The sequence below is a fragment of the Ideonella sp. FW305-24 genome, from assembly GCF_058788035.1.
In genome coordinates this window covers 1-6,983 of sequence record NZ_JBYTAI010000030.1, presented here as the reverse complement: position 1 = coordinate 6,983, position 6,983 = coordinate 1, and the positions used below count along the sequence as shown (strand labels likewise).

Sequence of the window (6,983 nt, the reverse complement as noted above, 5' to 3'; positions counted from 1 at the left end):
CAGCAACAACGCCGGCACCTTCAAGCCCTACAACCCGGCGGATGTGGTGGGGGATACCAGCCCGAACCTGCCGATGCCCAAGCAGCACCAGGCCTGCGGCGGCTTCGGGGCGGTGATCGTCACCGTCGTGGTGATCATCGTGGCGGCCTTGTTGCAGCAATACTGGGCCATTCCCGAGGTTGCGGAGGCCGGTGCGGGCGCCGGAGCGGCGGCTGGGGCAACGGAGGCGGGCGCGGCTGGCGCAGCGGAGGCGGGCGCAGCCGGCGCGGCCGAGGCCGGAGCAGGCTCGACTGCCGTGGCAGGCAGCACAGCCGCGGGCAGCGGGTTCTCAGCCAATGGCTTGATGGTGGCTGCCGCAAGTGGCGCAGCAGGCGAGGCAGCCGGGCAGGTGGTGGGCAACCTGATCGGCGTCTACCACGGCTACAACCTCAAAGCCATCGCGGAGGCCGCGGTCACCAGCATGGCGGGCTCCGGCTTGGGTGGCGACCTTGGCATGGGCAAGGTCGGCAACGCCATGGCCCGCGCTGCGATCAAGAATGCCGTGTCGCAAGGCATTGGCTTGGTGACCGGCAGCAGGAAGGACTTCAGCTTCACCGAGATGGCTGCGGCCACGGTGGGCGGGGCACTGGAGGCGGGGGTCGCCGAGGAGACCTCAGGCGAGCTGAAGGACACGAGCCTGAGCAAGGGCCAGCAGCAGTTCATCACCGACGGCGTGTCGAGATTCGCGAGCAACACGGCGGCGTCGCTGATGAGGAACGGCCGGGTGGACCTGGTGCAGGTTGCGGCCGATGCGTTTGGCAATGCGCTGGGCAGCTCCATCGCTGACCAAATGTCCGAGCCGAGCGTGCCGGCGGTGGCCTCGGCCGAAGAGAAGGCGGCCATCCTCGACCTGTTTAGGGACGGGCCGGGTGAGGCACCGGCAGGCCAGGCATTGAGCCCTGTGTTCGGCCGCACGTTCTCCGAGGACGCGGCAGTTCGCAAGGTGCTGAGCGACCCCGACGGCTTCACGCAGCGTGGTCGCGATGGTGCGCCGCTGTTCTCGGGGCCGGCCGAGTTCAACCCTGACGATGCAATGCGGCGTTGGGAGGCGACGGGCACGAAGCCTGTCTATGACTTCGGCGACCCGCTGGAGGTCGGAGGGCGCGATGGCGACCTCTTGGCCGCAGCTGGTGGCGCACGCATGACGCGCAGCGGGGGCGGCGGTACTCGCACACCGTTCGAGATGAGCATCAATCGCCGCTCGGCCGAGGTGCTGGACACGTTGAGCAACGCCGATGCCCTGGGCCTGATACCCGAGGCGTACCGCGACATCAAGCAAATCGCGCCAATGCTGGCTGAGGCTCAGCGACTGGATGCGTTGGATAAGCTCCAAGGCGCATTGCGTGAGAGGCTCGGGCCGCGCGTTATGCCGACACCGGGCGACCTCGGCGCGATGCAAGGTATCGCGATGGATGCCGATGGTGTGGCGCGCACGCGCTATGACACCGGCGACCTGATTGACCGCTACTCGGACGCGCTGCGCAAGGTCGGCCTGGCGCAGCAAGGCGTCATCGAGCTGGACTACCGCAACTTCGAAATCAAGACCATCGGCAGCCAGCGGCTGACGCCCGAGCAGTACATGGGCCAGATTGAAGAGCGGTACCAGAAGGCGTTTGCGAACGCTGTCGAGAATGGCGAGAAGATGTACGACGCAGGGAAGCTGCGTTACCCGCTCGACATGCCCAAGCAGCTTCAGGTTGGATTGTTCGCTGACAATGCGGCAAGAGAGGCGCTGGTGCGATACAACCAAGCGCTGGGCGTTCCAGAAGGGCCGGGCCAGGTCATCAGCTTGAACCGTTGGGCTTACGATATGACCGGTAGCGGCCAGTACGTGCGGCCGGACGTGTTCATCGACCTTGGCCCGGGTCGCCGGTCTTGGATAGACGGCAAGACTTCGCTCATGGATACGCAGACCATGACGCAGCAGTTCGAGAACTTCTACCGCTACACGGGTTCAACGGCCGGCAAGGTCGCCACGCCTCACGGCGTGGTGCCGATTAACCCGCCGAAGGTGAAGTTGGGAAGGTAGAGCACATGAGAAACCAGAAAGCCCTGAAGCAGTTCTGCAACACCTTAGATGGTCTGCAAGGCGGTATCCCGATGTACAGGGACGGCATTGATGAGTTCCTCCTGTCCCACGGGTACCCCCGCTATAAAGAGGAAGTTGAGGCCATCCGAGACGGTCTCGAAGACCTTGGGCTGTACGAGGTGGTGCGTGATGCGATAGACCGCTCCGAGGTGCTCGTTCGTGAGGGCAAGTACGACGAGGCCGAGATGCTGGTGCTGGAAGCCAACCGCAAGCTGTCGAAGGCCTCTGGCGCAGAGGACGACCTGCGGCGCATGTACAAGGCCGCCAACGACTGAAGGCGCGGTCGCTACAAGGGAACGACTCGTCGTTCCCTGCCATGCACCTGCAACCCTCACCCACCTGGTACCTCTACACCACCGACGCTACGTCGGTGCGCCTTCTGACCGACGACGGCGCGCCATCGCCTGAGCTGACCACCGAGCCCGCGCGCACGCTGACCGGGCTGCAGGTCTCCGTGCTTGGTCCCTACGAGACGGGGCACTGGAGGCGGGGGTCGCCGAGGAGACCTCAGGCGAGCTGAAGGACACGAGCCTGAGCAAGGGCCAGCAGCAGTTCATCACCGACGGCGTGTCGAGATTCGCGAGCAACACGGCGGCGTCGCTGATGAGGAACGGCCGGGTGGACCTGGTGCAGGTTGCGGCCGATGCGTTTGGCAACGCGATCGGGCAGGGGCTGGTGGATGAGATGCTGCCCAAGGTGCCGGCACCCGCTTCCGCACAGGAAAAGGCGGCCATCCTCGACCTGTTCCGGGATGGACCCAGCGCGGCACCGGCCGGCACATACTCGGGTGGGCAAGCGTTGGCGGAGACCGGCGCGGGAGGCAGCGATGCCTTCACGCGGGACCGCATGGCCCGCGCTGCCGCGTCGCGGGCACAGCTGCTGGCCGAGTTGAGCATGCCGAGCGGTTCAAGCGGCAGTGCTGGGCAGATCAGCGGGGGCGGCGAATTCGTTCGAATCAACGCGCCGACCTTCCATGAGAGCGGCGACAGTTGGGACAACGTGCAGCCGATGTGGAACGACCATTCAGGCAATGCCGTGATGCCACAAGCCGGCGTGGCCGTCACCGGCAACCTGCGCGAGATCCATGGTCCGGCGGTGCCCTATCCGTATCCGGAGCAGTTGCCGACTGGCGGTGCAGCCGCGCCGCTGGTAGACGATGCCGGCCACCTCTACTACCGTGTGACGGCACCGGGCATGGAGAAGGTGGTCACGGCGCCATCCATGATGACCAGCGGTGGCGAGGTTCAGCGCGTCGAGGTCACCGGCAAGCGCATGGGCCTTGGAGAGAGCTACGTCGGCGCACTAGGCGAAGTGGTGACCTCGGCAGTTGACGGGGTTCGGAACCTCGGAGCCGACGTGTGGGATCGTTCGTTGGCCAACGTCGCTTCGACGATGGGCATTCGCGGCAATGAGGCCGGCCCTGCGCGCAGTGGCCTCTTCCAACGCGCCGATCGCATTGGCTGGACTGGTGCCGCTGTCGTGACCGGGCTACAGGTCTCCGTGCTTGGTCCCTACGAGAGCGTGGGCATGGCGGGCTCGGCAAGCGTCGATACGGTCCATGGCCTGGCCACCGGCAACAACAGCATGGCAGCACGCGGCGCTGCGCAGTTGACGGTGTTTGCGGCTGGGATGGCGGCTGGCCCTGTGGTGTCGCGCGCTGGCCTGTTGCTGGGCGATTTGGCGGATGCCGCTGTGATTAGGGCGGGGTCTAGGCTTGGCAATACCGCGAGTCTCGACGGGGCGGCTGGTGCAGCTGCGAGAGGCGGCGCTCCCGCTACTGAATACGCAGGAGGCACACAGACCTTTGTGCCTGACTTGAGTCACGTGACAGGCAAGGGAGCTGTCGCGCGAAATCGTGCGATTGACGCAATCATCAAAGAAGACTTCCCTGATATTAACTTCACGTACGCGCCGGAATACAACCCATTCATTTCTCAAGGCGTAGCCCAGGAAGGCGCTGGTACGCAAATTGGAAAGAATATGTTCTCGTCGCGCAATGATTTGCGTGACACCATAATTCATGAGGAACTGCATCAGCGTTGGTGGGATAGAGGAATTTATGACCACCACCCTGCAGGGAGCGAGCTCGAAACTCGCTTCTATGATACGATTGACCGCTATTTCCGCATGCGTGGGTGGAACTGATGACCAGCGAATCTGAATTTGTCTTTCTTGAATGCCCGCGCTGCCAGGCAGCGGGGATGCTGAAGGTGGGACAAAGTGTTCACCGTGGCAAGCTTCGATGGTACGAAACCGTAAACTGTAGAAGCTGCGGCTTGCGAAGTGAGGCCGACGGTATTGGTCTGCCACCCGAAAGCATTCGTCTCAAACTGATTGAGAAGGCGGGAGTGTGGCGCGTCGTAATGGGAACCCCTGTTTCGCTCGCGGCGCTGGTGAAAGTCATTCGGGATGCGCTTGGTTTGGAGTCTGCCGATAGCATGCGAATCGCCAAATCTCTGCCCGGGGTTGTGTATACGGGCACCGAAGGAGAGACGCGATGGTTGGGGGCTCTGCTACAGAATGCTGGAGAGTCTCCGCGATTGGAGAGAGTGGAAGCCTCCTGACGAATTTCGAGTTACCAGCTTGTGCAAGCGGGCTGTTTTAATTTGGCAATACAGTCGGCGACGTGCCGGCAGTCCCGGGCATGATTGTCAACAGTCAGGATGGTGCCGCGGTAGATGCCTTCGGCCGCTCCATCTCGGCGCGCACCCAATCAATCCTCGACAGATTCGGTGATGCCCGGCGTGTCTCAGTGATTGATGGAACAACAGGCAACGCGACGCCGGTGCAGATTGTTGATGGACTGCGGGCAAACGATGTACGAGTCGGTGACCTCGGTAATCTTCAAGCCGCGACAGGCAATGAATTCAATCTCATGCGAGGCCCAGGCGGCGAGCGTGTTTTGATTTAGGGTGAAATCAATGCGACTGGGATTCCAGAAGATTATCTGGGCGGCGGCTGGACATGGTCTGGGCATTCTCACCCGTATAGTGCTGTCGCGAGTGATACGGACCGCGCACTGTTGCGAGCGCTCGGTCAAGATTGTTCGGTAATCAAAAGCGCAGCGACAGGCCAGCAGCTACAATTCACGCAGTTCGAAGACCTTTCAAACTGGAAGCCTCCTGTCTTTATTCGGTGATAGCTATGGCAAAACAAATTCATTGCTCAGTTTGCGGCCTTCCCGTAACTAATGGCGAGGCAAGGTACTACTTTCCAACTCTTGCGGAAGAGCACCCCTTGGCAGCCCTTTCCGGTATTGCGCATGTTGAGTGTTTGAAACGTAAGGATGTGGAGTTGTCGATTGGTAGGCAGCTTGCCGACATACGTGAATCAATGGCCCAAGCTGATACATCGGAGCGGTTTGTTCGCGACGGAAATATCATATTGCGCGGAAGGCTTGCGGACGAGGGCAAGATTGAGGTTTACGATGGCGAAGATTTTTGTGATTTCTCGCTGGGAAGTTCGTCGGCTTTGAAGTTTGCAAAGAGCGAGCTAAATGAAATAGCTACCTCGCTGCTCTCCCTTGTCGCCAACGAAAACGAACTGACTTACACCTGCGTTCGCCCATCGTTTTCTGTGCAGCTCGAAGCGATGCCGGCGACAAGGCTCAAGGAACTTCTTTGGCGATTCTTTGAAATTCCCGAGCGGGGGTAGTTCGCTGAACTTGGCAATACCGGAAGTGCTGGCAGCCTGGCTATTGGGGAGGCGCCGCCGCTACTGACGCTTTCGCGACAACCTGGAACGGTCACAAGGAACGCTCTTAGCGATGCCGAGTTTGCTCAAGCGCAGGACCTTGCTTCGTTCCGTGGTGGTAAGTTCGTCGGGGCGCCGACGGATAGCTTCCCCGGCATTGACGGATGGCTCGACGGTGTGCCGACCCAGTTGAAAATAGTGACGGGCAATGGCGAACAGGCGGTTCTTCGCAACATCGTCAAGGGCGCCCGGAACATGTCCGCTCAGGGTTACGTCGGCGACATCGCTGTGGACGCGACCCGAACAGGAGTCAGCATCGACGGCTTTGCCAAGTTCGTGACTCCTAACACGCCGGTCGGACGCATCCTGAATGAAGGCTCGGCAAACAACGTTTACGTCAAGTTCGGCGACGGCTGGCTCAACATCACGCAAGGCACGCTCGTTGTGCCAGGGAGGTAATATGTCCAACAGCGTCTTCGTTCCGATTCATCGACTACCCGCATCCCTGGACGAGGTTCAACAGGCGGTCGGTCGTTCATTCGAAGGGTTTGGTCTCGCGCCACCTGAAGTGCAACTGCATGAGCCCACCAGTCCGCCAAAGGCTCTGGCAGATTCAATCGTGACGGTTCGTGGCAACGGCGTTCATGAGCATTGCTGGGTCTCCTTCGGCGAATACCCAACCGAGCTCACGGGCGGTGACGCCGCGACCCACATGGGCGACGTAACAACGCGAGGAAGTTGGTTGTTTGCGGCAGTTGTGGTTATGGCACTGTTCGAGTTTGGTGGGTCAACAGCCTTCAACGATTCGGGTGAACTCGATGGCCGGCCGGAGTACGACGCGGAGGCCCTTCGGCGAGTGATTGATGCAGGGCTAATCGCAGGCAATCAGTACTTGGCACGCTGAAGCGCAGCATCCGAGTCCAGGCCGGCCACCGGCCGCCCGTGAGGGCTTGGCCTTGACGCGGTGGTGCGCCCACCGACGCTCGCCGTGTGCGGTGCCTGGCCGTTGAAGGCCTGGCACCGCTGACGGCAGAGGGCGACTCGCCCCCTTCCCTGGGAAGCACAAGATGCATGATCTACGAGATCTATGCCTACGACAGCATGGGCCGGCTGCAGGAGGTCAAGCGAGACGACGTGCAGGTGGACCAGCGCCTGTACGACG

The 6,983-nt window shown here is 61.7% G+C and carries 7 protein-coding genes and 1 pseudogene; all 8 read left to right on the top strand.

All coding sequences use genetic code 11. From position 1 onward, the window contains the following. Positions 1-2,068: pseudogene (locus AC3WR5_RS33235) on the top strand (hypothetical protein); the annotation flags it as partial. A gap of 5 nt (positions 2,069-2,073) precedes the next feature. Then, entirely contained in the window at positions 2,074-2,403 is a 330-nt protein-coding gene (locus tag AC3WR5_RS33230; RefSeq protein ID WP_492490068.1) for a hypothetical protein, read from the top strand. A 343-nt stretch (positions 2,404-2,746) separates the two neighbouring features. After that, complete coding sequence (locus AC3WR5_RS33225) at positions 2,747-4,273, top strand: hypothetical protein (RefSeq protein WP_492490067.1); 1,527 nt, start codon at positions 2,747-2,749, stop codon at positions 4,271-4,273. Further along, positions 4,264-4,692 (top strand): hypothetical protein, encoded by a 429-nt coding sequence (locus AC3WR5_RS33220; RefSeq protein ID WP_492490066.1) that lies wholly within the window; start codon positions 4,264-4,266, stop codon positions 4,690-4,692. Before AC3WR5_RS33225 ends, AC3WR5_RS33220 begins: the two co-directional genes overlap by 10 nt. Before the next feature lie 80 nt (positions 4,693-4,772). Continuing rightward, entirely contained in the window at positions 4,773-5,039 is a 267-nt protein-coding gene (locus AC3WR5_RS33215) for a hypothetical protein (RefSeq protein WP_492490065.1), read from the top strand. Between the two features lie 326 nt (positions 5,040-5,365). After that, complete coding sequence (locus AC3WR5_RS33210) at positions 5,366-5,782, top strand: hypothetical protein (RefSeq protein ID WP_492490064.1); 417 nt, start codon at positions 5,366-5,368, stop codon at positions 5,780-5,782. Between the two features lie 216 nt (positions 5,783-5,998). Next, on the top strand, positions 5,999-6,280 hold the full coding sequence (locus AC3WR5_RS33205; RefSeq protein ID WP_492490063.1) for a hypothetical protein: 282 nt from the start codon (positions 5,999-6,001) through the stop codon (positions 6,278-6,280). A 1-nt stretch (position 6,281) separates the two neighbouring features. Continuing rightward, positions 6,282-6,725, top strand: coding sequence for a hypothetical protein (locus AC3WR5_RS33200; protein ID WP_492490062.1), 444 nt, complete (start codon positions 6,282-6,284; stop codon positions 6,723-6,725). Positions 6,726-6,983: the final 258 nt, after the last annotated feature.

Coding starts and splice junctions, on each gene's coding strand:
- AC3WR5_RS33200 (WP_492490062.1), top strand. CDS start 6,282: ATGTCCAACAGCGTCTTCGTTCCGATTCATCGACTACCCGCATCCCTG.
- AC3WR5_RS33230 (WP_492490068.1), top strand. CDS start 2,074: ATGAGAAACCAGAAAGCCCTGAAGCAGTTCTGCAACACCTTAGATGGT.
- AC3WR5_RS33215 (WP_492490065.1), top strand. CDS start 4,773: ATGATTGTCAACAGTCAGGATGGTGCCGCGGTAGATGCCTTCGGCCGC.